The 23,433-nt window shown below is 70.0% G+C and carries 30 protein-coding genes; 13 read left to right on the plus strand and 17 right to left on the minus strand.

Features of this window, described 5'->3' with window-relative positions:
- Positions 1–12: 12 nt before the first annotated feature.
- The 6 genes from ACFYWJ_RS10760 to ACFYWJ_RS10785 all read right to left on the minus strand — a co-directional run bounded on the left by ACFYWJ_RS10760 (position 13) and on the right by ACFYWJ_RS10785 (position 4,879).
- Positions 13–255, minus strand: coding sequence for a helix-turn-helix transcriptional regulator (locus ACFYWJ_RS10760; protein ID WP_355276472.1), 243 nt, complete (start codon positions 253–255; stop codon positions 13–15).
- Entirely contained in the window at positions 255–905 is a 651-nt protein-coding gene (locus tag ACFYWJ_RS10765; protein WP_355276470.1) for a DUF2975 domain-containing protein, read from the minus strand. Before ACFYWJ_RS10765 ends, ACFYWJ_RS10760 begins: the two co-directional genes overlap by 1 nt.
- Before the next feature lie 58 nt (positions 906–963).
- Complete coding sequence (locus ACFYWJ_RS10770; protein WP_355276576.1) at positions 964–1,134, minus strand: YbdD/YjiX family protein; 171 nt, start codon at positions 1,132–1,134, stop codon at positions 964–966.
- A 110-nt stretch (positions 1,135–1,244) separates the two neighbouring features.
- Entirely contained in the window at positions 1,245–3,497 is a 2,253-nt protein-coding gene (locus ACFYWJ_RS10775) for a carbon starvation CstA family protein (RefSeq protein WP_355276468.1), read from the minus strand.
- Positions 3,498–3,621: 124 nt separating this feature from the next.
- On the minus strand, positions 3,622–4,032 hold the full coding sequence (locus ACFYWJ_RS10780; protein WP_355276466.1) for a VOC family protein: 411 nt from the start codon (positions 4,030–4,032) through the stop codon (positions 3,622–3,624).
- 4 nt (positions 4,033–4,036) lie between these two features.
- On the minus strand, positions 4,037–4,879 hold the full coding sequence (locus tag ACFYWJ_RS10785; protein WP_355276464.1) for a helix-turn-helix domain-containing protein: 843 nt from the start codon (positions 4,877–4,879) through the stop codon (positions 4,037–4,039).
- 219 nt (positions 4,880–5,098) lie between these two features.
- Here ACFYWJ_RS10785 and ACFYWJ_RS10790 point away from each other — a divergent pair, with 219 nt between their 5' ends.
- The 4 genes from ACFYWJ_RS10790 to ACFYWJ_RS10805 all read left to right on the plus strand — a co-directional run bounded on the left by ACFYWJ_RS10790 (position 5,099) and on the right by ACFYWJ_RS10805 (position 8,998).
- Positions 5,099–6,010 (plus strand): zinc-binding dehydrogenase, encoded by a 912-nt coding sequence (locus ACFYWJ_RS10790; RefSeq protein ID WP_355276462.1) that lies wholly within the window; start codon positions 5,099–5,101, stop codon positions 6,008–6,010.
- 80 nt (positions 6,011–6,090) lie between these two features.
- Positions 6,091–7,170 carry a redox-regulated ATPase YchF gene (ychF, locus tag ACFYWJ_RS10795; protein WP_355276460.1) on the plus strand — a complete coding sequence of 360 codons (1,080 nt, stop codon included), beginning with the start codon at positions 6,091–6,093 and terminating at the stop codon, positions 7,168–7,170.
- 30 nt (positions 7,171–7,200) lie between these two features.
- The gene (locus tag ACFYWJ_RS10800; protein WP_355276458.1) at positions 7,201–7,761 is read left to right on the plus strand and encodes a helix-turn-helix domain-containing protein; all 561 of its coding nucleotides are present in this window, start codon (positions 7,201–7,203) and stop codon (positions 7,759–7,761) included.
- A 250-nt stretch (positions 7,762–8,011) separates the two neighbouring features.
- The gene (locus ACFYWJ_RS10805; RefSeq protein ID WP_355276456.1) at positions 8,012–8,998 is read left to right on the plus strand and encodes an alpha/beta hydrolase; all 987 of its coding nucleotides are present in this window, start codon (positions 8,012–8,014) and stop codon (positions 8,996–8,998) included.
- Between the two features lie 56 nt (positions 8,999–9,054).
- Here ACFYWJ_RS10805 and ACFYWJ_RS10810 read toward each other — a convergent pair whose 3' ends face one another.
- From ACFYWJ_RS10810 to ACFYWJ_RS10820, 3 genes are all read right to left on the minus strand, one after another.
- Positions 9,055–9,198, minus strand: a complete 144-nt coding sequence (locus ACFYWJ_RS10810; RefSeq protein WP_355276454.1) for a hypothetical protein — start codon at positions 9,196–9,198, stop codon at positions 9,055–9,057.
- A gap of 107 nt (positions 9,199–9,305) precedes the next feature.
- Positions 9,306–9,626 carry a hypothetical protein gene (locus tag ACFYWJ_RS10815; protein ID WP_355276452.1) on the minus strand — a complete coding sequence of 107 codons (321 nt, stop codon included), beginning with the start codon at positions 9,624–9,626 and terminating at the stop codon, positions 9,306–9,308.
- Entirely contained in the window at positions 9,623–10,219 is a 597-nt protein-coding gene (locus ACFYWJ_RS10820) for a TetR/AcrR family transcriptional regulator (RefSeq protein WP_355276450.1), read from the minus strand. The genes ACFYWJ_RS10815 and ACFYWJ_RS10820 overlap by 4 nt, the downstream gene beginning before the upstream one ends.
- A 44-nt stretch (positions 10,220–10,263) precedes the next feature.
- On the opposite strand from ACFYWJ_RS10820, the gene ACFYWJ_RS10825 reads away from it, so the two are divergent.
- A complete protein-coding gene (locus ACFYWJ_RS10825; RefSeq protein ID WP_355276448.1) occupies positions 10,264–11,118 on the plus strand; it encodes a phytanoyl-CoA dioxygenase family protein in 855 nt (284 codons plus the stop codon).
- A 120-nt stretch (positions 11,119–11,238) separates the two neighbouring features.
- Complete coding sequence (locus ACFYWJ_RS10830) at positions 11,239–12,186, plus strand: alpha/beta hydrolase (protein ID WP_355276446.1); 948 nt, start codon at positions 11,239–11,241, stop codon at positions 12,184–12,186.
- A gap of 7 nt (positions 12,187–12,193) precedes the next feature.
- Here the strand turns inward: ACFYWJ_RS10830 and ACFYWJ_RS10835 are convergent, their stop codons facing one another.
- Complete coding sequence (locus ACFYWJ_RS10835) at positions 12,194–13,327, minus strand: alcohol dehydrogenase catalytic domain-containing protein (protein WP_355276444.1); 1,134 nt, start codon at positions 13,325–13,327, stop codon at positions 12,194–12,196.
- Positions 13,327–13,752, minus strand: a complete 426-nt coding sequence (locus tag ACFYWJ_RS10840; RefSeq protein WP_355276442.1) for a tautomerase family protein — start codon at positions 13,750–13,752, stop codon at positions 13,327–13,329. Before ACFYWJ_RS10840 ends, ACFYWJ_RS10835 begins: the two co-directional genes overlap by 1 nt.
- Positions 13,753–13,831: 79 nt before the next feature.
- Here ACFYWJ_RS10840 and ACFYWJ_RS10845 point away from each other — a divergent pair, with 79 nt between their 5' ends.
- Complete coding sequence (locus ACFYWJ_RS10845; protein WP_355276440.1) at positions 13,832–14,425, plus strand: helix-turn-helix domain-containing protein; 594 nt, start codon at positions 13,832–13,834, stop codon at positions 14,423–14,425.
- Between the two features lie 18 nt (positions 14,426–14,443).
- On the opposite strand, the gene ACFYWJ_RS10850 is transcribed toward ACFYWJ_RS10845, so the two are convergent.
- Positions 14,444–14,989 (minus strand): MarR family transcriptional regulator, encoded by a 546-nt coding sequence (locus tag ACFYWJ_RS10850; RefSeq protein ID WP_355276438.1) that lies wholly within the window; start codon positions 14,987–14,989, stop codon positions 14,444–14,446.
- A gap of 21 nt (positions 14,990–15,010) precedes the next feature.
- Between ACFYWJ_RS10850 and ACFYWJ_RS10855 the strand changes: the two genes are divergently transcribed.
- Positions 15,011–15,148 (plus strand): hypothetical protein, encoded by a 138-nt coding sequence (locus tag ACFYWJ_RS10855; protein ID WP_355276437.1) that lies wholly within the window; start codon positions 15,011–15,013, stop codon positions 15,146–15,148.
- Between the two features lie 88 nt (positions 15,149–15,236).
- Entirely contained in the window at positions 15,237–16,166 is a 930-nt protein-coding gene (locus tag ACFYWJ_RS10860; protein ID WP_355276435.1) for an AraC family transcriptional regulator, read from the plus strand.
- Here ACFYWJ_RS10860 and ACFYWJ_RS10865 read toward each other — a convergent pair.
- Positions 16,149–16,760, minus strand: a complete 612-nt coding sequence (locus ACFYWJ_RS10865; protein ID WP_355276433.1) for a class I SAM-dependent methyltransferase — start codon at positions 16,758–16,760, stop codon at positions 16,149–16,151. The two genes, ACFYWJ_RS10860 and ACFYWJ_RS10865, sit on opposite strands and share 18 nt — an antisense overlap.
- Before the next feature lie 118 nt (positions 16,761–16,878).
- On the opposite strand from ACFYWJ_RS10865, the gene ACFYWJ_RS10870 reads away from it, so the two are divergent.
- Together ACFYWJ_RS10870 and ACFYWJ_RS10875 are read left to right on the plus strand one after the other, a co-directional pair.
- Positions 16,879–17,874, plus strand: coding sequence for a DoxX family protein (locus ACFYWJ_RS10870; RefSeq protein ID WP_355276431.1), 996 nt, complete (start codon positions 16,879–16,881; stop codon positions 17,872–17,874).
- A 251-nt stretch (positions 17,875–18,125) separates the two neighbouring features.
- Positions 18,126–18,416, plus strand: a complete 291-nt coding sequence (locus ACFYWJ_RS10875) for a hypothetical protein (RefSeq protein ID WP_355276429.1) — start codon at positions 18,126–18,128, stop codon at positions 18,414–18,416.
- Positions 18,417–18,421: 5 nt separating this feature from the next.
- On the opposite strand, the gene ACFYWJ_RS10880 is transcribed toward ACFYWJ_RS10875, so the two are convergent.
- Positions 18,422–18,745 (minus strand): hypothetical protein, encoded by a 324-nt coding sequence (locus ACFYWJ_RS10880; protein ID WP_355276427.1) that lies wholly within the window; start codon positions 18,743–18,745, stop codon positions 18,422–18,424.
- Positions 18,746–18,764: 19 nt separating this feature from the next.
- Positions 18,765–19,250: a MarR family winged helix-turn-helix transcriptional regulator gene (locus ACFYWJ_RS10885; RefSeq protein WP_355276425.1), complete on the minus strand. Its 486-nt coding sequence runs from the start codon at positions 19,248–19,250 to the stop codon at positions 18,765–18,767.
- Positions 19,251–19,302: 52 nt separating this feature from the next.
- Here ACFYWJ_RS10885 and ACFYWJ_RS10890 point away from each other — a divergent pair, with 52 nt between their 5' ends.
- Positions 19,303–20,748, plus strand: a complete 1,446-nt coding sequence (locus ACFYWJ_RS10890) for an MFS transporter (protein ID WP_387163375.1) — start codon at positions 19,303–19,305, stop codon at positions 20,746–20,748.
- Positions 20,749–20,751: 3 nt separating this feature from the next.
- Here ACFYWJ_RS10890 and ACFYWJ_RS10895 read toward each other — a convergent pair whose 3' ends face one another.
- Both ACFYWJ_RS10895 and ACFYWJ_RS10900 read right to left on the minus strand, forming a co-directional pair.
- On the minus strand, positions 20,752–21,483 hold the full coding sequence (locus ACFYWJ_RS10895; RefSeq protein ID WP_355276424.1) for a helix-turn-helix domain-containing protein: 732 nt from the start codon (positions 21,481–21,483) through the stop codon (positions 20,752–20,754).
- Between the two features lie 65 nt (positions 21,484–21,548).
- The gene (locus tag ACFYWJ_RS10900; protein WP_355276422.1) at positions 21,549–22,286 is read right to left on the minus strand and encodes a helix-turn-helix domain-containing protein; all 738 of its coding nucleotides are present in this window, start codon (positions 22,284–22,286) and stop codon (positions 21,549–21,551) included.
- Positions 22,287–22,704: 418 nt separating this feature from the next.
- Between ACFYWJ_RS10900 and ACFYWJ_RS10905 the strand changes: the two genes are divergently transcribed.
- Positions 22,705–23,289, plus strand: coding sequence for a CHAP domain-containing protein (locus tag ACFYWJ_RS10905; RefSeq protein ID WP_355276420.1), 585 nt, complete (start codon positions 22,705–22,707; stop codon positions 23,287–23,289).
- Positions 23,290–23,433 lie beyond the last annotated feature (144 nt).

Genomic DNA, 23,433 nt, shown 5'->3' on the forward strand with positions numbered 1-23,433 from the left:
GGAAATCGGCCACTATCCCCGGTGACCCGATGACGGTAATTCGTAGCTGATGAGGTCACCCGGTTGGCATTGCAGCTCCCGGCACAGCGCGGCGAGGGTGGAGAACCTGATGGCCTTCGCGTGCCCGTTCTTGAGCACCGACATATTGACCACGGTGATCCCGACCCGCTCCGCGAGTTCGGTGAGGGTCAGCCCCCGCTCGGCGAGCAGGTGGTCGAGGTGCACGCGCACGCCCGTTGCTTCTTCCGGCGGCATCAGATCAGGCCCGCGGTGTCGTCGCGCAGCGCGGTGCCGCGCCGGAACACCTCGGCCAGCGCGACGAGCACCATCCCGACGAGAAGTGCTGCGAGGGTGGGCGATCCGGCGTCGATCGTGAACCGCAGCAGCACCAGATCGTGGCCGTCGAGCGCCCGGGACTGGAGTTCGGCCCTGGTGAACGCCGCGACCGTCGGAACCAGCAGCGCGCCGCCGAGGACCGCGCCCGCGACGGTGTAGATCCGGCGGACATTCGGCGCGACGAACGGGTCGCCCTGCGCCAGGGTCCCGACGATCCGCAGGACCGCGATCAGCGCGACCAGGACGGCCGCGGCGAGCAGCAGCCCGGGCGTCGCGAGCAGCAGTCGCTCCACGGCATCGGGCTGATGGAAGGTGATCGTCAGGTTCCCGTCGACGGCGACGCCGACATCTCCCGCCGTTCTCGCGTCGACGACCGGCGCGGCGATGTCACCCGGCCGGTCCACGACGATCGCTGTCGGATGGCCGCCACCGCGCACGGGCACCAGCGCGGCGATCCACAGCAGTTGATAGGCCGCGACGAGACCGGTGATCCCGATCGCGAGGAGAAGCACGGCCCGGAGCACGGCATTGTCGGTACCGGACCAGCGGAATGCGGATGACGTAGGCATGATCGACCCCCCGTTTATCGTTTTTCGATATTAACGATAAACGATATGGAGGCCGATGTCAGCAGCAGCGGGTGGTCGGATTCCGCTCGGCTTCGGCGTAGCGGTCGCGCCAGTACTGGCGTTCGCTGGGGACGGGGCAGCCGGGGTGGGTGCGCCGCAGATGGTCGACGTAGCGCTGGTAGTCCTGGCCGCCGTTGATCGCGCTGTACCACCGGGCGACCCCGCGCACGCCCGCCCACACCCGCGACAGCAGCGCCGGCGCGGCCGGGCGCGGCGCCGTGGCCGCAGGGGCGGGGGCGGCCGATCCGGTGAACCGGCCGCTCCCGTCCCGCGACACACTCACGACACGTGCGCCGATCCGGGTGCGGTCACCTTGCCCTCGGCGATCAGCACATCCCACTCCTTCTGCACGTCCTTCTCCGCGGCGGTCGAGACGAAACCGCTGGGCGCGAAGATCTTCGACGGCTGCTCCTCGGACTCGGTGCTCGACACCGTGCCCGACCGGATCGCCCGCGCGCACACGATCGCGCCGACCACGGTGACGATCAGCACCAGCACCGCGAACACGATCGAGAGCGTGCCCTGGATGAAGGTGTTGCGGATGGCGATGTCGACCTGCTCGGGCGTCTTCGCGGTCAGGCAGCCCGTGCCCGCCTCCTTGGCGGCCTGGCACAGGCTGTGCTGCTTCCAGTAGCCCAGCTTGGGATCGGCGGAGAAGATCTTCTGCCAGGACGCGGTCATGGTGACCAGCAGATCCCAGACCAGCGGGACGCCGGGGATCCAGGCCCACTTCAGCAGGCCGCGCTTGATGATGATGGTCAGCACGATCGTCAGCGCGATCGCGGCGAGCAGCTGGTTGGCGATGCCGAACAGCGGGTAGAGCGCGTTGATACCGCCGAACGGATCGTTGACGCCCATCAGCAGCACGCCACCCCAGCCCGCGACGACCAGCAGCGAGCACAGCCACGCGCCGATCCGCCAGGACGGATCGCGGAACTTCGTGAACGCGCCGCCGAAGTTGCCCAGCGCGTCGGAGACCAGGAACCGGGCCACCCGGGTGCCCGCGTCGATCGTGGTGAGGATGAACAGCGCCTCGAACATGATCGCGAAGTGGTACCAGAACGCCTTCATCGACTCGCCGCCGAGGAACTTGTGGAAGACCTCGGAGATGCCGACCGCCAGCGTCGGCGCGCCACCGGTGCGCGAGATGATCGATTTCTCACCCACGTCGGCGGCCGCGTCGGCGAACAGTTCCGGCGTCGCGGGCGGGCCCGACAGGTCGAGCGTATTCGTGTAGGCCGCGGCCTTTTCCGGAGTGCCGCCGGTGAGCCCGAGCGGCGCGTTCATGCCGAAGTACAGGTGCTGGTCGATGATCGAGGCCGTGATGATGGCCATCACCGCGACGAACGACTCCATCAGCATGCCGCCGTAGCCGATCATCCTGGCGTTGGATTCCTTGGCCAGCAGCTTGGGCGTGGTACCCGAGGAGACCAGCGCGTGGAAACCCGACAGCGCGCCACAGGCGATGGTGATGAACAGGAACGGGAACAGGCTGCCCGCGAACGCGGGACCCGTTCCGGTGTGCGCGAATTCGGAGACCGCGGGCGCCTTCAGCACCGGCATCGTGATCAGGATGCCCGCCGCCAGCAGCACGATGGTGCCGACCTTCATGAATGTCGACAGGTAGTCGCGCGGGGCGAGCAGCAGCCACACCGGCAGCACCGAGGCGAAGAAGCCGTAGGCGATCAGGCACCAGGCGATGGTCGTGCGCGAGAGGGTGAACCAGTCGGCGCCCCACTCGGTTTCCGACACCCAGCCGCCGCCGACGATCGCCGCCAGCAGCAGCACGATGCCGATCGCGGAGACCTCGCCGACCTGGCCCGGCCGCAGGAACCGCAGGTACACGCCCATGAACAGGGCGATCGGGATGGTCATCGCGATCGAGAACACGCCCCACGGGCTCTCCCCGAGCGCGTTGACGACGACCAGTGCCAGCACCGCGAGCAGGATCGTCATGATGGCCAGGATCGCCACGATCGCGGCGACACCACCCACCGTGCCGAGCTCGTCGCGCGCCATCTGCCCGAGGCTGCGGCCGCGCCTGCGCGTCGAGGCCCACAGCACCAGGTAGTCCTGCACCGCGCCGGCGAAGACCACGCCGACGATGATCCAGATCGTGCCGGGCAGGTACCCCATCTGCGCGGCGAGCACCGGGCCGACCAGCGGCCCGGCGCCCGCGATCGCGGCGAAGTGGTGACCGTAGAGGACCCGCCGGTCCATCGGCATGAAGTCTTTGCCGTTGTCGTAGATCTCGGCGGGGGTGGCGACATCGTCGCGCGGCTTGGTGATCTTCCATTCGATGAACCGCGCGTAGAACCGGTACGCGATGATGTAGGTACAGACCGCCGCGATGACGATCCACACCGCGTTGACCGACTCACCGCGGACGAACGCGATGATCGCCCAGGCGATCGCGCCGAGCACGGCGATCCCCGCGAACACGGCCTTCTTGGCGGGCGTGATCGGGGTGCGATCGACGACACCGACCGGAGGCAAGTCCGGGTCGGTCCGCAGATATTCGATGGTCGCCATGTGCCAACTCTCCTGGTATAACGCGCAGAGCCTCGGGTGAAACATCGACAACGTAGCCGATCGGCCCAGCGCGCCGGACAGGATCACCCACCGTCGCGGCCAAGATGAAATTTTGTTCAGCGGGTCATTCGCCGCGGTAGGTGCCGAAGCTCCAGAGGTTGCCTTCGGGGTCGGCGACGGTGAACCCGCGCGAGCCGTAGTCCTCGTCGCGCAGGCCGCGGATGAGGCGGGCGCCCGCCGCGGTGGCCCGCGCGTGCAGCGCGTCGGGCTCGTCGGTGACCAGGTAGAGCGAGGCGACGCCGGCGGGGCGGGTGCCGAAGGGGCTGTCGTCGCGACCGGTGGAGCCGAACATGATGCCGCCGCCCGCGGGCCAGCGCAGTTCGCCGTGTTCGACGACCGACGCGTCGTCCTCCCTGGCGTAGACGGCGACCTCGTCGAAACCGAAGGCGGTGGTGAGGAATTCGATCATGGCGCGAGCGTCGTCGAAGGCGAGGCAGGGCCAGACCGCGGTCTGGGTGTTGGTGGAAGTGTCCATGTGCTCAGCCTCTCGCCTCGGGGGCGTTCGGGTCTTGGACGGATGGAATCTCCTCGGCCAGCCAGGTCGTCGGGGCGCAGCCGGCCAGCTCGGCGAAGTCGCGGTTCAGATGAGCCTGGTCGTAGTAGCCGCAGGCGGCGGCGACCTGGGCGATGGAGACATAGGACGGCGTGTTCGCCAGCATCCGCCGCGCCCGCTCGAACCGGATGATCCGCGCGGCCAGTTTCGGGCTCGCGCCGAACTCGGCGGTGAACTTGCGCGTCAGATGCTGGCGGCTCCAGCCGATCCGCTGCGCCAGCGGGGTGATCTCGCAGGTACCGCCGGTGCCGACGAGGGTGCGCCAGGCCCAGGACAGTTCGGGTCCGGCGAGGGTTTCGGTGCGCGCCGCCGCGGTCAGCGCCCGATCGCAGGCGGCGAAGCGGCCGGGCCAATCCGGTTGTGACTGCACGGCATCGGCGAGCTGGTCACCCAGCGGTCCACCGGCGTCGGAACATTCGATCGAGACGTCCCACAGCTCGCTCGCGGGCATCCCGAACAGGACCCGGCTGCCCAGCGGGGTCAGCTCGATCGCGATGCCCTCCTGGAAACCGGTGTGCGAGATCATCGCCGGGGTCGCCTGCAGGCCGCTGAGTACACAGCGGTAGCTGCCGGGCGCCTGGTGCGGATCGGTGTGCTCGACCACGTCGATGGTCGGGCCGATGGCGACGATGAAGGTCATGTGCCGCGAGGGCAGGCCCCGGTGCAGGCCGGGTTCGAACCCCGCGAGCCGGTAGCCGATGTAGCGGTCGATGAAGGCCGCCAGGATCGGCGCTGGGGCCGCGGTCACCACCTCCGTGGTCGACTCCATACGCGTCACGCTACGCCGGAAACAGTGGCAGCGACCAGGGTCGTGAGCGATGTGGTGTGGCGCACGCGTCCCGCGCTCCCGTGCGGGGTAACCATTCTGTGAAGGTGCTCGCCGCGCCCGGTGCGCGGCGGTGAGATTTCGCACTCACAGGTCCGTGAGCTGTGGTTACGCGCACTCAGGCGGTTACCGTTGCGCCTTCGCCCAATCTCAGGAGGTGTCATGCGGCGAGTTCGGTACGAGCGCAGCGGTGGTCCGGAGGTGCTCGAGGTCGTCGCGGCCGAGGTGCCGGTGGCCGGTCCCGGTGAGCTGCTGGTCAAGGTCGAGGCCATCGGGGTCACCCTGTCGGCGATCCGGCGGATCAGCGGCCCGCAGCAGTTGCGGGCCGAGGTGGCCGGTGAGGTCGTCGCGGTCGGTGACGGCGTCGACGGCTACGCACCCGGCTATCGCGTCGTCGGCCTGTGCGCCGACGCCTACGCCGAGTACGTCGTGCTGCCCGCCGACCAGGCCTCGGCCATTCCCGACGGCGCGTCCGCGGTCGACGCCGTCGCGTTGATGCGCAGCGGCCTGGTCGCGCTCGGCGCGCTCGACACCGCGGCCCCGCGCGAGGGCGAGACCGCCCTGATCACCGCCGCCGCCGGTGGCGTCGGCCACCTCGCCGTGCAGCTGGCCCGGGTCCGTGGCGCGGGCTGGGTCGTCGCGGCGGTGTCGGACGAGGCCAAGGCCGACTTCGTGCGCGGGCTCGGCGCGGACGAGGTCGTCACCTACGACCAGCTCCAGGCCGCCAAGCAGGCGGACTTCGCCCTCGACGGTGTCGGCGGCACCGGGCTGGGCGCCGCGATCGGCGCGCTCGCCGAGGGCGGCCGGGTCGTCACCTACGGCACCGGCGGCGGCCTCATCGACACCGAGGACCTGCTGGCCGGCGGCAAGACGCTGTCCGGTTTCCGGATCGGCCGCCTCGCCCAGCGCGACCCGGCCCGCTACGAGGACCTGCGCCAGGAGGTCTGGCAGTTCTACGCCTCCGGCCTGCTGCATCCGGTCGTGCACGCCGAGTTCGCCCTCGACGAGGCCGCCGCCGCGCACGCCGTCATCGAGCAGCGCGCCAACCTGGGCAAGGTCGTCCTGGTTCCGTGATCACCGTCGGCCCGCCCCGCCCGCGCGGGGCGGGTTCCGGTGGTTCGGTGACCGGCCGCACCGCGTAGACTCTGCTCCTCGTGAGCCTCACCCTCGGAATCGTCGGCCTGCCCAACGTCGGAAAGTCGACGCTGTTCAACGCGCTGACCAAGAACGACGTGCTGGCCGCGAACTACCCGTTCGCGACCATCGAGCCCAACGTCGGCGTGGTCCCGCTGCCGGACCCGCGGCTGGACAAGCTGGCCGAGATCTTCGGTTCCGAGAAGATCGTGCCCGCCGTGGTGTCCTTCGTCGACATCGCGGGCATCGTCAAGGGTGCCTCCGAGGGCGCGGGCCTTGGCAACAAGTTCCTGGCCAACATCCGTGAGGCCGACGCCATCTGCCAGGTGGTGCGCGTGTTCGCCGACGACGACGTGGTGCACGTCGACGGTCGCGTCGATCCCACCGCCGACATCGAGGTCATCGAGACCGAGCTGATCCTGGCCGACCTGCAGACCCTCGAGAAGGCCATCCCGCGCCTCGAGAAGGAAGCCAAGGTCAAGAAGGACCGCAAGCCGCTGCTCGACGCCGCCAAGGTCGCCCAGGAGTTCCTCAACGAGGGCACCACCCTGTTCGCCGCGGGCAAGAAGATCGACGGCGAACTGCTGCGCGAACTCTCGCTGCTCACCATCAAGCCGTTCCTCTACGTCTTCAACGCCGACGAATCGGTGCTCACCGACGAGGCCAAGGTCGCCGAACTCAAGGCCGCCGTCGCCCCCGCCGACGCCGTCTTCCTCGACGCCAAGGTCGAAGCCGAACTCCTCGAACTCGACGACGAGTCCGCCCTCGAACTCCTCGAGTCCATCGGCCAGACCGAGCCCGGCCTGCACGCCCTGGCCCGCGCCGGCTTCCACACCCTGGGCCTGCAGACCTACCTCACCGCAGGCCCCAAGGAAGCCCGAGCCTGGACCATCCACCAGGGCGACACGGCCCCCAAGGCCGCAGGCGTCATCCACACCGATTTCGAACGCGGCTTCATCAAGGCCGAACTCGTCGCCTTCACCGACCTCGTCGAGGCCGGCTCCATGTCCGCCGCCAAGGCCGCGGGCAAGGTCCGCATGGAAGGCAAGGACTACATCATGGCCGACGGCGACGTCGTCGAATTCCGCTTCAACGTCTAAAGGGCCACAGGGCTTTTCGAGGGATCCGACGTGTCCGAAGTGAGCGGGCGGCTGGACGCGGTGCTGGATGCCGCGTACATCTGCTTCGCCCGCCATGGTCTCCGGCGCGCCACGATGGACGACATCGCGGGCGAGGTCGGACTGTCGCGGCCGACGTTGTACCTGTCGGTCAAGAACAAGGACGAGGCGTTTCGCCTGGTGGCGGAGCGGATGCTGGATCGCTCGCTGGCTGCCGCCACGGCGGCGGCGCAGCGCCGGGGCACCACGGCCGATCGAGTGATCGCGGTCCTGGAGTGCAAACTCGGGCTGGCCGCTCAGCTCCACCGGGACAGTCCGGCGCACGCCGCCGACTTCCTGGTCGACGGCGCGCGCAGGCTCGGCACCATGGTCGACGATCACATCGCGGCGCTGACCGGCATCGTCGCCGAGATCCTGCGCGAGCGAACGACTCCGCGCGAGGCCGAGGAGCTCGCGGCCGCGCTGATCGCGCTGACCTATGGTCTGGAACGCGAGATCGACGATCTGCGGTCGGCGGGCCGACGGCTGCGGCGCACCGTGACCCTGGTCGTGATCGGGCTCGAACACTCCTGACCTGTGCCGCCGCGCGATATCGCGCGGCGAGTTGATCCACCGCACCGGCAATCCCGGATCTGCTCTGGGTTCGTGCTGCGACGCGTTGACATATTTGCGTAAATTTGTCAGAGTGTCAGCGCGCTGCCGACGGGGGCATGCGGACCGGCGATCCCGGTCGTGCGGCCCGGACCTGCCCGCCGCGCGATATCTCATCGCGGTGCATCGTCCGAGAAGTGCAGCCGCGCAGTCTGTTTCCCGAGAGGATCCGATGTCCGTTTCCCGTCGTTCGTTCCTGATCGGTACCGCCGCGCTCGCGCCGCTGCTGCTCGCGCCCGGAATATCGTTCGCGCAGGACGCCATTCGTGAGAACGTCACCTTCGCTTCCGGCGCGGACCGGTGTGCCGCCTGGCTGTATCGGCCGAGCGCCGATGTCTCCCGCAAACGCCCGGTCGTCGTGATGGGTCACGGGCTCGGCTGTGTGAAGGAGATGCGGCTGGACGCCTTCGCCGCGCGCTTCGCGGCCGCCGGCTACATCGTCCTCGCCTTCGACTACCGGCACTTCGGCGCCAGCACCGGCGAGCCGCGGCAGCTGCTCGATATCGGCCTGCAACACTCGGACTGGCACGCGGCCATCGCCTACGCACGGGCACTTCCCGGCGTCGATCCGGAGGCGGTGGCGCTGTTCGGGACGAGCTTCAGTGGTGGGCACGTACTCGAAATCGCCAAGGCGGACCCCCGGGTGGCCGCGGTGGTGAGCCAGTGCCCGTTCACCGACGGTGCCGTGTCGTCGATGACGCTCGGCCTGTCCGCGCCGAAGGCACTCGCGCTGGCGGCCGAGGATCTGGCGCAATCGTCCTCGGGGCAGGGGCCGGTCATGATTCCGCTGGCCGGGCGTCCGGGCGAGGTCGCGCTGATGAACGCGGCCGATGTCCTCGACGGCTACCTCGCGCTGGTGCCGCCGGGCATGGCGTTCACCAATGCCGTGCATGCGCGCGTCGCCGCCGATATCCCGCTGTACTTCCCCGGTAAGGCGGCCGCGGCGGTGAAGGCGCCCATCCTGTTCGGGGTGTGTGACAACGACACCGTGGCACCGCCGGTCCCGACGCTCGAGTACGCCCGTTCGGCACCGGCCGCGACCGTGCGTCGCTATCCGGTCGGGCATTTCGACATCTACCTCGGCGCCGCGTTCGAAGCCGCGGTGGCCGACTACGTTCCGTTCCTGCTCCAGCACGTCCCGCCGCCGAAGGACGCCTAGCGCCGCGGTCCACCCAGCGGAGGCCCGATGGGTGGCCTCCGCTGAGGGGAACCGGCTCAACGGCGGTCGCGGCGCTCCGAGGTGCCCGTGTCGTAGTTCACGGACTGGACGAGGGGCGGATTCGACTCGTCGTTGATGAACGAGTCGGTATCCCAGGTCATCTCTTCCTTGGTCTCGCTGGGTTCACGTGGTTCCGGCATATCGATCTCCTACGGTCGTAGTCCACCGAGCGGGGTCCTGGTCGAACGCTAGCCCACCGAGCACCCTTTCCACCACGGTCGAATTTCCCGACTGTCGGATGCCGGCGCTACCAGGTCGCGAAGATCCAGACGAAGAATGCTGAGGTCAGGAGGGAACTCGTCGTTGCCGCTGTCAGGGCGATTCTGATCTTCGGGTGGTTGGACCAGAGGGCGGTGATGAGGACGAGTGTCACCGCGAGGGGAATCAGCCAGATGTCGGTGAGCCACGGCAGGTTCCACCCGGTGGCGATCTGGAGGTCGAGGGTGGCGAGGAGGGTTGCCCAGTTGATCAGGTAGCCGGCGGCGCAGCCGAGTGCGACTTGTGCGGTGGCCGTGGCGATTCGGAATCCGCGTGAACGGTGACGCACGGCTGCGCGGCTGTCTTTCATGTGCCCCCCTGGCTCCTGGTGATTCCGAGGGTAGCGGCGGTCAGGTGCCAGAGGCGGGCGGTTGCTCGGTGCTCGTCGGTCGGGGGTGTGGAGCGGAGTTGCTGGGCGATGCCGTGGCGTAGGCCGCCGATGACGTAGGCGCCCGCGCTGTCGGGGTCGAGGTCGAGGGGGAGTTGGCCGAAGGATTGGCCGTGGCGGATGTTGTCGGCGGCCATGGCGCTCATGGTTTCGATGTGGACGGCTTCGAGTTCGGCGAGTTCGGGGTCGAGGGCGGCGCGGGTGAGGAGGATGGGGGCCAGGGGGTCGGCGTAGTGGTAGGCGACGAAGAGGTGGGTGCGTTCGCGTTCGCGGGTGGCCCAATCGGCGTCGGCGGGGAGGTGGGCGTCGGCGATGGCGTGGCGGAGGCCGTCGTAGAAGCCGTCGTAGATGGCGGCGAGCAGGCCGCTCTTGGAGCCGAAGTGGTGGTAGAGCGCGCCGGTGCTCAGTTTGGCGCGGCGGGTGAGCGCGCTCAGTTCCAGGACGCCGTTGCCGCGGACCAGTTCCTCGCGGGCGGCGGTGAGAAGTTGTTGACGTCCGATCGGGGCGCGTGCCATATTCGAAACATAACAGAACTCAGTTATGTTCAAGGGAGTGGCCCATGACCGGCGAAGTTTCCTCGTTGACGGACCTGGGTGGCGACCTGGCCGGGACCTATCGGCGGACCGCGAGCAGCGGGGCCGCGGTCGATCCGGCCGTCGCCGAGGCGGATCTGGCGGCGGTGCTGCGCGACGGGTACGTCATCCTGCCGGACCTGCTCACGCCGGATCAGCTCGACGAGATCCGGGCCGCGGTGGCGCCGCTGCTGGATCGGCCCGGGCGCAACCAGTTCGAGGGTCACACCACCCAGCGGGTGTACAGCGTGCTGAACAAGACGGCGAGCTGCGACCGCATCGCCGATCATCCGCGCGTGCTGGCCCTGCTCGACCGGCTGTTCCAGCCGAACTACCTGCTGTCGATGCTGCAGGTGATCAATATCCTGCCCGGCGAGCAGGCGCAGATGCTGCACACCGACGACGGCTTCTACCCGCTGCCGCGCCCCCGCGCCGCGCTCGGCGCGGCCACGATCTGGGCCATCGACGACTTCACCGCCGACAACGGCGCGACCGACATCATCCCGGGCAGCCACCGGTGGGGCGATCGGCTCCCCGCGGACGAGGCCCGCGAACCCGTGGTGATGCGCGCCGGGTCGTGCGTGTTCTTCCCCGGCACCCTGTGGCACGGCGGCGGCGCCAACCGCACCGATCGCCCGCGCCTGGCCGTCACCGCGCAGTACTGCGAGCCGTGGTTGCGGCCGCAGGAGGCGTTCACCCTGTCGATGACCCGCGACACCGTGCGCCGGGTCTCGGAGGACATCCGGCGCATGCTCGGCTACAGCATCCACCCACCGTTCGTCGGCCAGGTCGACGGCATGCACCCGAAGCGGCTGCTCGAACCGGGGGCGACGCCGCGGTAGGCACCAAGGTGGGGTTCTGCGCACCCTCGGTGGTTCGGCGCCAGCACTCGGGGACCTGATGACGGGGGCGGATTCGGCGGAGAGTTGATCCTGTCACCGTCAGCCGATCCGGAGGTCCCGATGTCGATCAGCATCACCGCCAACGCGGAGCGCCGGTTCACGGTCACCACCGGTGACGGGGTCGAGCTCGCGGTCCGCGAATACGGACAGCGCTACGCGGACCTCACCGTGGTCCTCCTGCACGGGCACTGCCTGCGCACCGAGTCCTGGACCGATGTGCGTGACACGCTGCTGCGCGAGCACCCCGGCGCGCGGGTCGTCTGCTACGACCACCGCGGCCACGGCGACTCGGCGATGGCGCCGCGCCAGACCTACACCCTCGAACAGCTCGGCCGCGACCTGCACGATGTGCTCGACGCCGTCGCCCCGACCGGACCGGTCGTGCTGGTCGGTCATTCGATGGGCGGGATGACCGTGCTGACCTACGTCAGCCAGTACCGGGAAGAGATCGGCACCCGCATCGTCGGCGTCGGGCTGGTCGCGACCGCCGCGAACGGGCTCGCCGACGCGGGCTTCGGGCGGCTGCTGCGCAACCCGATCATCGGCGTCTTCCAGGCCGCCGTCCGGCGCGCGCCGCGGCTGATGCAGCGCGCGAAGCTGCTGGCCTGCAAGGTCTTCGCGCCGGTGGTGCGGACCGCCGAGTTCGGTGATCGCCAGGTCAGCGCGCGAGTGCTGGCGCTGGCCGAGGCGATGCACAACGCCACCTCGATCGTCACGATGGCGACCTTCCTGAGCTCCTTCAAGATCTTCGATCGCACCGACGCGCTGCCGACGCTGTCGACGATCCCGACGCTGATCCTGTGCGGCTCCGCCGATCTGATGACGCCGCCGTCGCACTCGATCGCCATGGCCGCCGCCGTCGACTACGCGGACTTCGTGCAGATCGATGGCGCGGGCCACTCGGTGATCCTCGAGCAGCCCGCGCAGGTCACCGACGCCGTCGCGCGCCTGGTCGCCCGCGCGAGCGCCGACCGGTTCGACGTCGAGAGCCTGGCGCTGGCGGCCTGATCCGCCGCTACGCCGACACTCCCAGCGGCGCCCGATGCAGGACGAGCTTGGTGGTGTGGGCGCGGTAGGCCGCGGGCGCGTCGTCCCAGTCGGCCAGCAGGGTGGTGACTTCCTCGGCCGGGAACCCGGTCTCGGCGACGAAGGCGAGCAGGTCCGGCAGATGCGGGCGGACATGGGAGACACCGATTTTCAGCGTCGCGTCGGTGGCGTACATGTGCATCAGCGGCACCTTGGTGCCCGGCGCGAGGTAGTAGCCGACCGGAGTGCAGATGCCGCCCGGTCGCAGGGCGCGCAGGGCCGCGTCGACCCCGGCGGCGGTCGACGTGCCCTCGACGGCGATGTCGTACCGCCGGGGCGGGAGATCGGCCCGGCGCAGCTTGCCCTTGGCGATCGGATGCGCGCGGGCGCCGAGCTTTTCGGCGATCGCGAGGCGTTCGGGCCGGTGATCGACGTAGTCGACGACCTCGGCGCCGTGCGCGACCGCCAGTCCGGCCGCGTACAGGCCGATACTCTGCGCGGCACCGCCGAGGACGAGCACGGAACCGCCGGGTCGCTCGGCCAGCGGGCCGACGACACAGCGCCAGGCATCGGTGAGGTTGTCGCTCGCGGCGGCGACCCGCAGCGGGTCGACCCCGGCGGGCACCCGCACCAGCATGTGCTCGGCGAACGGGATGCGCAGCAGATCGGCGACCATGCCGCCCCACGGTCCGCTGGCCGGTCCGAAACCGAACGCGGCCAACGTGCCGGTGCGGGTCGTCGCGCACTTGGCGGTCAGCCCGCGCGCGCATTCCTGGCACTCCCCGCACGACACCGCCCACGGCACAATGACGAGGTCGCCGGGGGCGAGGCCGGTGACCTCGGCGCCCACCGCCACGACCTCCGCGACGCACTCGTGGCCGATGGCGAACGGACCGCGAAACGGGACGTCACCGCAGATGCTCGCGACCACCGGATCGATGAATCCGGCCCGCACGCCGACCTGCATGGCCCGGGAGACGTGGCGATGGATCGGCAGGGTGTCGCCGTCGCACCGGGCGGCGACGAACGGGCGGACGAGCGCGTCGCGTGGCCCTTCCAGGACCGGGTCGGGTCGTTCGCGCCAGGCCAGGTGGTGGGCGCGGACGAGGTGCAGTTCCCGCATCAGCCGCGGGCCTGGGCCGCGAGCGCTTTCAGTTCGGCGAAGCGGATGATGTTGCCCGCCGCGCCCCAGGTGCCTTCGGGCTGCTCGTGGATGAGGACCCAGACCCGCAGGGCGTCGGCCTCGGTGAGGCCGACGGCGGCGAGGACGTCGTCGGTCACCTGCCGCACCAGACCGGCCTTGCGGCGGTCGGAGAGGGCGCCTGCGGGGACGGTGGCGTCGACCCGGAAGCGGGGCAGGTCGTCCTCGGCGGTGCCGAAGGCGCCGGTGGGCACCTCGTGGATCAGGCACCACGCCTGCGCCCGGAAGAACGCCGTGTCGGGTGCGCCTTCCCAGGTGAGCAGGGTGGTGGCGAGCGTCTTCTGCAACCGCTGCCGGGCGGCGCCGGACAGGACGTCCACGGGCAGCGTGAGCTGGATCATCGGCATGGGAACACCTCCGTTATAACGACTGTTATAAGTCTCGGACGGTACGCTATGACGGTCGTTATGGTCAAGGAGGTGTGGGATGGCGCAGTCGGATGCGCGCGATCGCTTGGTGGCCGGTGCCGCCGACATGCTGCGGCGTCGCGGCTTGAACGCGACCAGCGTGCGCGAGCTGGCCAAGCACTCCGGCGCGCCGCTGGGCTCGACGTATCACTACTTTCCCGGCGGCAAGTCGCAGCTGGCGGCCGAGGCGGTGCGGCTGGCGGACGCGCTGACGGTGCGCAAACTGACGGCGGAATTGTCGGCCGGTCCGGTCGACGGTCTGCGCGCGTTCGTCGGCATGTGGCGAAAGATCGTGGTGGACAGCGATTTCCAGGCTGGGTGCCCGGTGCTGGCGGTGTCGGTGGAAGACCAGCCCGACGATGACGACGAACCACGCCGCGCCGCCGCAGAGGCATTCGGTCACTGGACCGTCCTGCTCGCCGACGCGCTGCGCGAGCACGGCGCGACCGCGGACGCTGCCGAGCGGACCGCCACCCTGATCGTCGCCGCCATCGAGGGCACCGTCGCGCTGTGCCGGGCGCAGCGCAGCATCCGCCCGCTCGACCAGACCGCCGAGGCGCTGGAAAGTGTGGTGCGCGGCGTCCTCGGCGCTACCGCGGACCAGCCGAACTGAACTCGGCCGAGTTCCTATTCATTTATTCGAATCAGTCGGTTCCCGGCGGACTTTTCCGGAGCCTTTTCCGGTGCCCGCCGACAATTCCGTCGTATTTCGGGCGATGCGCCCGAAGGCGTCGGCGACGGTATCGAGCGCGATGTCGGTGACGGGTTCGACGAAGTGGTCCCGAACTATTCTCTCGTGGCCGGGGAGGGCGGCTTCCACGGTCCGGCTGCCGGTCGGGGTGAGGTGGGCGACGACGCCGCGGCGGTCGTGCGGGTCGGGCTTGCGCAGGACCAGATCGCGGGCTTCCAGGGCGCGGACCAGGTGGGTGAGCTGGCCGCGGGAGACGTGGACCCGGTCGGCGAGCACACTCATGCGCAGGGCCTGCTGGGGTGCGCGGTGCAGGGCGAGCAGAATCCGGAATTCGGGAAAGCTCAGGTTGTGCCCCTGTTCCAATTGGCGGTTGACGACCTCGTCGAGATTGGACTTTCCGGCGAGGTAGGTGCGCCAGGCCAGTCGCTCCCGTGGCGTCAGCTCGTTGTCGCTCTCGTGCGCCGAGCGGGAACGCTCGTCCACCATGGAGCGGATATTACCGCCTTGATGTCGATCACACCCGACGCGCCGAAGCTATTTGTCGACACCACGAACAGCGATGTCCGCGCGCTATTTGTTGAAGATTTCACTATCGCCGCGGCGGGGATTCCGGCCGCTCGGTTGGTGTGGGTCACTGCCATCTGAAAACCTTTGGCGCAGAGGTGATCTCGAGAGAGAAACCGCCGGATAACCGTCCGAATCGCGAAATGTGTTGGGTCAGGGGGCATCTGAGATGTGCATTGGAGAGGACTGGGCACGACGGGTTTCGCAGGCCGTCGTCCCGGTCCTGGTGGAGTCCGGCGCGGAGCCGAGCTGCACGGGACGGATCGAATCACACCGGTTCCCCGGCTTCGATCTGACGATCCTGCGAGCCGGGCGGCAGACGCTGCGGCGCGCGCCGCGCGAGTCGGCGCCGCGCGGCGACGAACTGCTGGTGAGCATCCAGCTCGAGGGGACCGGGGAGCTCGCGCACGCGGGGCGGACCATCCAGGTCGGTCCCGGCGACCTGATCGTGTACCGCGCGAGCGAGCCCTTCCGGTGGGCCATGCACGGCGAGTGGGCCCAGGTCGTGCTCCGGCTGCCCGCCGAGGTGCTCGCCGAGAGCCCGGCGTTCCGCGCGGCGCTGCCGCTGCACATTCCGGCCGCGGGTGCCGGCGAGGTGATCGCCCGGTTCTTCGCCGGTGTCGTGGCGCTGCCGCAGCCCGAGCAGGCCGGGCCGCTGGCGGCCGGTGGGCTGGATCTGGTGCGCTCGATCGTCGCCGCCTCCGCGCGCCGGACGGTGGTGCGGCAGGCGCGGGTCCTCTCGCGCGGTCAGCTGCTGGTGTTCCTGCGCAGGCACTTCACCGATCCGCTGCTCACCGTCGACGGCATCGCGCGCGGCTGCCTGGTCTCGCGCCGGACCCTGCACCGCGCCTTCGCGTCGCTGGGCACCAGCCCGGCCGCCATGCTGCGCCGGATGCGGGTGCGCCACGCCCGCCAGCTGCTGCTGCGCGACCGGGCGCGGGCGGTGGCCAGGATCGCCGAGGCCAGCGGATTCTCCTCGCCGCGGCAGTTCTACCGTGCCTTCCAGCTCGAGACCGGCATGACGCCGGGACAGTTCCGGGTGGTCAGGGCGACCTCGGTGCGGCTGCCCGCCCAGCCCGAACTACCGATGAGTGCGTGAGCAGGCCAGCGCGGCCAGCGGGCGGACGTCACCCTCGGCCGAGCGCTGCCGCCGTTCCCGTTCGGTGAAACCGGCCGCGCGCAGCACCTCGGCCAGCTCGTCGACCGGCCAGCGATAGGCCGCGGTCACCTTGTGCGGGAACACCTCGACCTGCTCGGCGCTGTCGAAGAAGCCGAGCACCAGGCGCCCGCCGGGCACGAGGACCCGGGCGAATTCCGCCAGGATCGCCGGCAGTTCGGCCGGGGTGAAGTGGATCAGCGAGAACCACGCGAGCACGCCGCCGATCGAGGCGGTCGGTGCGTCGACGGTGCGCAGGGAATCGACGCGGAACGGCACATCCGGGTAGCGCGAACGGGCGTGGGCGATGAACTCGGGGACCAGATCGACGCCGGTGACGGCGATGCCCGCCGCGTGCAGGAACTGGGTGAAGTGGCCGGGACCGCATCCCAGATCGAGGACCGGGCCGGGGGCGTCGGCGAGATGGCGTAATGCCAGGTCGGCGTCGTCGGGATGCAGGTCGGCGGGGCTGCCGAACAGGTCGATGTAGAGCTCGTGGATCGCGGCGTAGGCCGTGCGAACGGTGGTGTCGGACACGGCCTCGACGCTAGCGCGGTGTGATCGGATCGTTGTGTGGATCGTTTGTGGTGCGGGGTCCCGGGTAGTCGAATGGGGAGGAGCCGTTCTCCCCAGTCGTAGACGAAGGGATCAGACGATGCCGATCAAGCCAGTCCGCCGTGTTGCCCGCACCCTGTTGGCGGCGACGTTCGTCGCCGGTGGTGTCAACGCGTTGCTGCATCCGAAACCGCGGGCCGCGGCCGCGGCCGCGCTCGCCGACCAGAGCCGGGGCAGCCTGCCCGATGCGCTGGCCGCGCGGATACCCGACGACCCGGGCCGCCTGGTCAAGGTCAATGCCGTCACCCAGATCGCGGGCGGCGTGCTGCTGGCCAGCGGCCGCGCACCGCGCCCGGCCGCGCTGGTGCTGGCCGCGACGGTGATCCCCGGCACCGTCACCGAGCAGGACTTCTGGGCCGAGCCGGACCCGGATCGCCGGGCGGCCAAGCGCGCCGGGTTCCTCAAGGATCTCGGGCTGCTCGGCGGCTTGCTGATCACCGCGTCCGATACGGCGGGCAAGCCGTCGCTGGGCTGGCGGGCCAGGCAGGCGCTGTCGAGCCGGGAATCGCGGGTGGCGGCCGAGAGCGCGGCCATCGTCGGCGCGGCCAAGGTCAGGGGCGCGCACTTCGCCGAAGTCGCCGACGAGCGGGGCACGCAACTCGCCGAGATCGCGCGCGATCGTGGCCCGCAGCTCGCCGAGGCAGCCCGGGAGCGTGGTGCGCAGCTGGCCGAGGTCGCCAAGGAGCGTGGCCCGGAGCTGGCCGAGGCCGCGCGGGAACGGGGCGTGCAGCTGGCCGAGGTGGCCAGGGAGCGTGGCCCCGAGCTGGCCGGGACCGCACGGGAGCGGGGTGCGCATTTGGCTGTGGTGGCCAAGGAGCGTGGTCCCGCGCTGGCGGAGGTGGCCAGGGCGCGGAGCGCGCATCTTGCCGAGGTGGCCAGGGAGCGTGGGCCGGTGCTGGCCGAGGCCGCGCGGGAGCGGGGCGCGCATCTGCTCGATGTCGCCTGGGCGCGGGGCGCGCAGGCGGCCGACCTCGTCCGCGAGGGGGCGGAGCGATTCGAGGAGGCGGCGCGGGAACGCCGGGCGGCCGCCCGCTGACCAGGGAGCCGACGGCATCGGCTCACCTCGGGAGGCGCTGACCCACACCGGTGTTCAGGCCTGCCCCGAGATCCGTGGTCTGTCGACGATGCCCGGCCCGGCGGAGAATGAACACGGGTCGGGCCGTATCGCCGAAAAATGCCCGCCGAGAACCGTGCGAAATGGTCAATCCACGCGAATCGGGTTTGGCGGGTGTATTCGGCGTGAATACTGCATGTTCGCAGTGCTTTTCGGAGAGTGGGATTCAGCTGATGGTGTCCGGTCGGGAAACGTCCAAGTACGCAGCGCGCGCCGCCCTGGTGGGCGTCGCCATGACGATCGGGCTGCTCGGCGCGGCCGCGCCCGCCTCGGCGCTGCCCGGCTCGGGCTCGGCGACCGGTTCGGCCACGGGCTCGGCGGACCTGGCCTCTGGCTCGGCCACCGGATCCTCGGGCGGCGCGGCCGCGGCGGGCGCCGCGGGTGCCTACCTGACCTGGCAGTCGTCGCAGTTCATCCAGAAGGCGATCCAGATGCTGCTCGCGGTGCCGCGTAATCAGCTGTAGGACAGCTACTTCCAGGCCCGTTCCCAGCGTTCCGCCGCCCAGTCCCGCACGTCGGGGCTGAGCGCGATCGCGGGCAGCAGCAGCGCGAAGCCGATGATCAGCACGGCCAGCCGGACCCAGACGCTGAGTTCGGCGACGGCGCGCAGCAGCGCGGGCAGGACACAGATCACCGCGAGCACGACGAGGACGACGGCCGCGAGATTGCGGCCGGGGCCGGCGATCAGCGCGGCGCAGGTGCCGAAGCACAGGCCGAGGACCAGTCCGCCGACGCCGACGAAGTAGTTGTCCCAGGCGAGCCAGCTCGGGCGGGTAGACCGTTGAGTGACCACGCGGCGGAGCTTAGCGCGCTCAGTCGTGCGCGCGCGGCGGTCTCGGCCACGGGTTTTCCTCGATCCGCTCGACCGAGTGGTTGAACTTCTGCATGAGCCTGCTCAATTCGGCGACATCGTCGGCGTCCCAGTCGGCGACGACCACGCCGATCCCCGCGGCCCGGTGTTTCTGATCGGCGGCCAGCGCGGCCTTGCCCTCGGCGGTCGCGCGCACCTTCCTCGCGACGCCGCCCTCCGGATCGGGCACCCGCTCGACCAGATCCTGCTTCAGCATCGCGCCGACCTGCCGGTTGATGGTGGAGATGTCCAGCTGGAACGCCTCCGACAGTTCGCGCAGGCTCAGCGGTTCGCCCAGGTCGAGGCGGGTGAGGATGAGGAACGCGGAGCGGTCCAGCGCGAAGCCGGGGCGGCGGCGCGTCGTGGTGGGGAAGTGGCGCGAGATCAGGTTCAGCTCGAACACCAGGCGGGTGAACGGGGTGTCGTCGGCGGGGCCGGAATCGGACATGTGCCAACTATGTCGCGTGGATCACCGCGAATCCAAATTGTGTACTATACACATGCTGTGTACGGTGCATAACGTGTCTGTTACCGCAGCCGACGTCTCGCCGGCCTCTCCCGAAACCCGCGGCGTCACGCCGGCCGTGCTCATCGCGGTGCTCAGTACCGTCGGTGTCGTCGTCTCGCTCATGCAGACGCTCGTCATCCCGATCATCCCGTCGCTGCCCGGCCTGCTGAACACCTCGGCGTCCAACGCCTCCTGGGTGGTCACCGCGACGCTGCTGGCGGGCGCGGTCTCCACGCCCATCGCGGGCAAGCTCGGCGACATGTTCGGCAAGCGGCTGGTGCTCGTCGTCAATCTCGGTTTCATGATCGTCGGCTCGGTGATCTGCGCGAGCTTCTCCTCGCTGCTGCCCGAGATCGTCGGCCGCTCGCTGCAGGGTGCCGCGGTGGGCGCGATCCCGCTCGGCATCAGCATCATGCGCGACGAGCTGCCCGCCGAGAAGGTCGGCGGCGCGATGGCCGTGATGAGCGCGACCCTCGGCGTGGGCGGCGCGATCGGGCTGCCGTTCGCGGCCGTCATCGCGCAGAACGCGAACTGGCACGTGCTGTTCTGGACCGCCGCCGGGCTCGGCGCGCTGTGCGCGGTGCTGGTGTTGGTCTTCGTGCCGGAGTCGCCGGTGCGCACGCCGGCGCGTTTCGACTTCGGTGGTGCGGTCGGCCTGTCGATCGCGCTGCTCACGCTGCTGATCGGCATCACCAAGGGCGCCGACTGGGGCTGGGCCAGCGCGTCCATCCTGTCGCTGTTCGCCGTCTCGCTGGCGAGCTTCCTGCTCTGGGGTCTCTACGAACTGCGTCAGTCCGCGCCGCTGGTCGATCTGCGGGTGTCCGCGCGGCCGCGGGTGCTGTTCACCAACCTGGCCTCGATCGCGGTCGGGTTCGCGCTCTACGGCATGTCGCTGACCTTCCCGCAGCTGCTGATGGCACCCGAGGCGACCGGCTACGGCTTCGGCCTGTCGATGGTCGTCGCCGGTCTGGCGATGGCGCCGACCGGGCTGGTCATGATGCTGCTCTCGCCGGTCTCGGCGCGGCTGTCGGCGAAGAAGGGCCCCAAGCTGACGCTGGCCCTCGGCTCGGCGGTGATCGGCATCGGCTACCTGTGCGCGCTGGTGATGATGGACAGCGTCTGGCAGATCGTGCTGTCGGCGGTGATCGTCGCCGGTGGCGTCGGCCTGGCCTACGCCGCGATGCCCGCGCTGATCATGGGCGCGGTGCCGATCAGCGAGACGGCCGCGGCCAACGGCCTGAACTCGCTGATGCGCTCGATCGGTACCTCCACCTCGGCGGCGGTGATGAGCGTGGTGCTCGCGCACATGACCATGCAGCTCGGCCCGCACGTGCTGCCCTCGCGCGAGGGTTTCCACACCGCCTTCTTCATCGCGATGGCGGGCGCGGCGGTCGCGATCGTGCTGACCGCCTGCATCCCGGTCCGCAAGACCGACTGACGCTCAGCCGGCCGGGATCGGCGCGTAGACGACCAGCGACCAGTCCCGGCGCGGCACCAGCGACGAGCCGAGCGAGTGCACGGTCATCGCGGTGGTCGCGCCGGTCGCCGGGTCGCGCAGGTACATGAGCGGTCCGTCGAGACTGTGCGCCCCGGCCGGGTCGGTGGTCCAGAACTTCGTCCACTCGGGCGCCTGCGCGCAGGTCTCGACGATCTCGGCGATCCGGCGCTCCGGGGCCAGGCCGGGTCCCATGAGCCGGAAACCGTAGATGCACATGTGGGTCTGCTCGTCCCAGTCCACGAGCGCGGTCTTGGCGCGCGGGTCCAGCAGCATCCACTCGAGCATCGAGGCGCCCGCCTCCAGGCCGGGGAACCACTGCCGCCACGCCGCGTTGGTGGCCACCACGTCGAATGTCGGGTGCATCTGCAGGCTGGCCGGATGGGTGATCCCGTCGAGCAACACCAGGTCGGCCGGGCGCACCAGGGGCAGCGGCACGGATTCGTAGCGGGCCGCGATCGCGAGCGAGATCAGGTGATCGCGCATGACGTCGGGGACGGTCAAGGCGTCGAACAGCGCGGTCAGCGCCTCGAGGGTCGGCGGCCGGGTGCCCTGCTCGATCTTCTGGATGAGCGCGGGCGAGATCCCGGCGACGGCGCTGAGCGCCGCGCGGGTCAGGCCCGCCGACTCGCGGCGTTCGCGCAGGTACCGGGCGATCGGCGGATGCGGATTCTCCAACGTCGCAGTTCCTCTTTCGGGCCGGTGGACTCGGGGCGGGCGGCCGGCGTGGCCATGGAAAGAGACTAGGCGGTCCCCTTCGGCACCATGACCACCAGCGACCAGGTGCGGTGTGGCAACGTGAAATCGAGGTTGTGCATCGCCATCGCGGTGGGCTCGCCGGTGTCGACGTGCCGGACCACCAGCTCCGGCGACTCGATGCCGTAGGGCGGCGGCGGCTCCGTCGACCACAGCGCCTGCCACTCCGGCGCCCGCGCGCACGACGCGATGAGCTCGTCGATCCGCGCCTGCGGCACCACGCCGGGGCCGATCACCCGGAAGCTGTAGACGCTCATGTGGATCTGCCGCTCCCAGTGCAGGACCACCGTCCGCGCCGCCGGGTGCAGCAGCATCCACTCCAGCAGGGTCGTGCCCGGCTCCAGCCCGGGGAACTGCCGGGCCCAGGCGTCGTTGACGGCGAGCACGTCGAAGGTCGGGAACCGCTGCATGCTGGCCGGATACGCGAAGCTGTCGAGCAGGAGCTGATCGGTCGCGGAGACCGCGGTCTGCACCGGCGGCTCGGGTTTGTCGAAGCGGTGCGACAGCGACAGCGACACCAGGTGGTCGCGGATCAGGTCGGGGACCTGCAGCGCGTGGCACAGCGCCGTGAGCGCCTCCAGCGTGGGCGAGCGGGTGCCCTGCTCGATCTTCTGGATGAGCGCCGGTGAGACGCCGGCGAGGGCGCCGAGCGCCGTTCTGGTCAGGCCGGCCGTCTCGCGTCGTTCGCGGAGGTACCGCGCGATCGGCGCATGCGGGTCTTCCACGCGCGACCCCTTCGGGCAATCATTGGGACAAACTGGGACAGTCGTCTAGCTTGACCGACAGTAAAGCGTTCGCAAAAATTCTCACAGCCGGACGGGACAGCGCCCGGCTGACTGTCCATCGCTTCCCGGTGATCCAGGCCGGAGTACGCGCTGGTCAAGACTGTGTGTTCCGGAGCGGTACGTGTTCGAAACCACGTCCGCGCCCCGCGCGTGGACGTCGCCGGAGGGGACGGCACGCACGCTGGATGCGCGCCGAGAGCGCGGTAGCGAGCCGATACCCGGGTGGCGCAGGGGTCCACCCGGTGATCGTCTCCCGCCCGGCCCGCTCCGGAGCACACAAATTCGCTTCCCGATCCGGGAACCGCGACCGCCTCCGGTTCGTCTTAGAGGACAGAAGACAGATCGAAAGCGGGGGGCGATGACGCAACTGCAAGCCGAACGTACCGGTCGCCTGGGGCGCTGGGCGCTCGGCATCTCGGGATTGCTCGCGGTGACGGCGGTGGTCGTCGTCGGGCTCGTGTGGTGGCAGCACGACTGGGGCGAGCAGTTCCCCGCGCTGGACAGCGAACACCTCGACGAACAGCAGATCGCCCTGGTCGACGTGCTCCGCCAGGAATACGACCGCCCCGGCGCGGGCACGAAGTACGCCGAGGGTGTCGAGGAGGCGTGGTGCGCCGACTTCGTCAGCTGGACGATGCGCGCGGCGGGCAGGCCGCTGGCCAATCCGAACTCCGGGTCCTGGCGCATCCCCGGCGTCTACACGCTGACCGAGTACTACCAGCAGGTCGGCCGGTTCACCCCCGGCAACGTCGGCTACCGGCCCCGGACCGGCGATGTGGTGCTCTACGGCCCGGACAGCCCGCTCGGCCAGCACACCAACATCGTGCTGAAGGCCGAGGGCGACACGATCACCACGATCGGCGGCAACGAACTGGGCGGGGTGCGGGTGCGGACCATCCGACCGGCCGAAACCGCTGATCTGGTCGGTTATGGGCGTTTCTGAAATCGATTGTCGCTCAAGATAACTGCCATGAACCTGGACGGCGGTACCACGCGGGTACCCGTACGATGGAAGCGGTGGCGCCCGGCAGCGCCCCGGCCGACCCCTCCGTCCTGCTTCCCCCTCATCGGCAGGACGGGGGAGTTG

The sequence above is a fragment of the Nocardia sp. NPDC003269 genome (assembly GCF_042888005.1).
In the GTDB taxonomy this organism is placed as follows: domain Bacteria; phylum Actinomycetota; class Actinomycetes; order Mycobacteriales; family Mycobacteriaceae; genus Nocardia.